Raw genomic sequence first — 2,423 nt, forward strand, 5'->3', positions numbered from 1 at the left:
TATCATCAGTAGAAAACATACTTATATTTGAAAAAGATGAATTGGCTGCAAAAGTCCCAACTGATTTCCTTTTGGATTCTTTGGCTATAAAACCTTCTACAATAAATGCTGTAAAAGCACTTCCGTAGGACGTTGCACCATCTACTGTTATTGTTCCATTTTCTACCGAATGTGGTTGTAATAATACTGTCGAAAAACCATATTTATTAGAAACATTGAATATTCTAAGATCTGCAGTTCCTAAATCGTATTTACGACCATTATGCGATTCTATTCGACAGGTTACGCCTCCTTCACAACTTAGATTTCGCATGGTGACGTTCTTTCCTACATTTAATTGAGCCAAACCATAACCAACAGATGCGCTTGTCTGACCAATGTTATTTAGCGTCACTTTTTCTGGTCTGTTGGCTGTAGTCGTCTTGCCTATTTGAACAGGATTAAAAGCGATGGCCGCTCCTTTGGTTTGATGGTCTTCGATAGTAAAGTTTTGGATTAAAACATTATAGGCATATCCTATTTGCATCAGTCTAGTTACTTTTTTATCATTTCTTTCTAAAACGAATTTAGGTCGAGTAGCAATGCTTCCTTCTCCTATAAATTTAACATTTTCGACTCTTGCTTCCCCTGGTTCGTGACCAATGTAAAAACCATCCTTTCCAGCTGGAATTTTGACAATAACCCCTGGAGCAAAATTGATTCTAATATTGGATTTTATATTTACACTATTAAAAGCATACGTTCCAGCCGCTATATTAATTGTTCCTCCTTTTGTCAATCCATCAATTTCTTTATTCAACCGACTGGTATCATCCTTCCCATTAACGTGACTGAAATTTATGGTAGACCCAGACGTATTTTCAGCCACTGAACCTGCATCGTTCATATCTAATTTTGGCGGAAATAACTCTATATCTGAAACATCTACATACGGCGTGCTTTTTAAATCTTGTGCTTTTGTACCGAAAACCGAAAATGTTATTACGAACAGTACTATTACAATGTTCTTCATATATCTAAATTTAATTCTACTTTTTTATCTATTCCTTTTTTCTAGGACTAACACTCGTACTATCAAACACAAAATTAGGATCAGTAATAAAGGCTGATGCAGGCAAACCAGCTGTATTAAACAAACTCCCTTCTAAAAATGATTTCCAAGCATAGCGAACCACAACTGGCTCTACTACTTTATCACTCGTAATTTGCAATTGATTGCCTTTTATAATTGTCGCCATAGCTGGGTAATAAACTCCATCTTTGCCAGCCATTTCAAAATCTGTTAGTTTTTTTCCGTTACTAGATAGACCGTTGGTCGCATAATCAAAATTGAGTATTGCTTGATTTTTATTTATCATCATCGATTTATAAACTGGTCCAGAATATTCTAATTTATCAAAACCATAATTTTTGGCTAATGCCCAAAGAGCCAAACGGTCTCCTACTTCTTTCTTTTTGGGTGGGTGAATGCACTTTTCGTCACCAATGTCATTGGTAACTACCATACCCGTATTGGGTGTATTCAAAAAAACTTTTAATTGCGAGTGTTGTAACGCTACCCAATTATCCCCTCCAAAACCTAGCGGTGCTAACTGAACAAAATAAAACGGAAAATCGCCTTGCTTCCAGTTGTCTCTCCAGCTTTGTATCATGGCTGGAAACAGAGTAGTATATTCGGTTGCATAATTTCTATTGGCTTCGCCTTGGTACCAAATAGCTCCTTTAATCGTAAAAGGAATTAATGGATTAATCATCGCATTATAAAGAACAGTTGGAGTTTTTATCGTAATTGTAGGCTGTTCCTTTAGTATTTTTTCTAATCTAGGAAAGCGACTAGCAACTGTATTAGGTGACCAAGCTTCGGCAGGTGTAGATCCTTGATTGCTGGAAATAAGTCCTACTGGAACACCCAATTCTTGTTGTAATTTTTTCCCGAAAAAGTACGCTGTTGCACTAAAATTAGCAGCAGTTTTAGGTTCTGATATTTCCCAAGTTCCCTTACATCTTGTTAACGGACTTAAACTCATCTCCAATTTGACCGTAAAAAAACGCAAGTTTGGGTTTTTACTATTCGCAATTTCGGCTTCACTTCCTTCTACTGGTTGGTCTTTGGCTCCTTTTAATTGTCTAGCCATATTGGATTGACCTGAGCACAACCAAACTTCGCCCAAAAGAATGTCTTTTACTTCAATTTTTTGAGATCCATTGACGGTCAAAACATACGGTCCTCCTTCTTTAGTTGTTTTTATAGAAGTAACCCAATTTCCATCTTTATCGGTAGTCGTTGTACTTTGCTCTCCCCAACTGGATTGAATTGTAATTTTTGTATAGGGTTTGTCTGTTCCCCAAACGGCTGCTTTTGTATTTCGTTGCAAGACCATATGATCGCCAAATACTGAGGCCAATTCGGTTTGTGCATGAAG

At 36.8% G+C, this 2,423-nt stretch carries 2 protein-coding genes; both read right to left on the reverse strand.

What is annotated here, in order from left to right:
* On the reverse strand, nt 1-1,012 hold a 1,012-nt coding region (locus WBQ70_RS07080; protein ID WP_423912219.1), incomplete at its 3' end, for a hypothetical protein.
* A gap of 28 nt (nt 1,013-1,040) precedes the next feature.
* On the reverse strand, nt 1,041-2,423 hold a 1,383-nt coding region (locus WBQ70_RS07085; RefSeq protein WP_423912221.1), incomplete at its 5' end, for a sialate O-acetylesterase.

This window comes from Flavobacterium sp., assembly GCF_049590715.1.
Lineage (GTDB): Bacteria > Bacteroidota > Bacteroidia > Flavobacteriales > Flavobacteriaceae > Flavobacterium.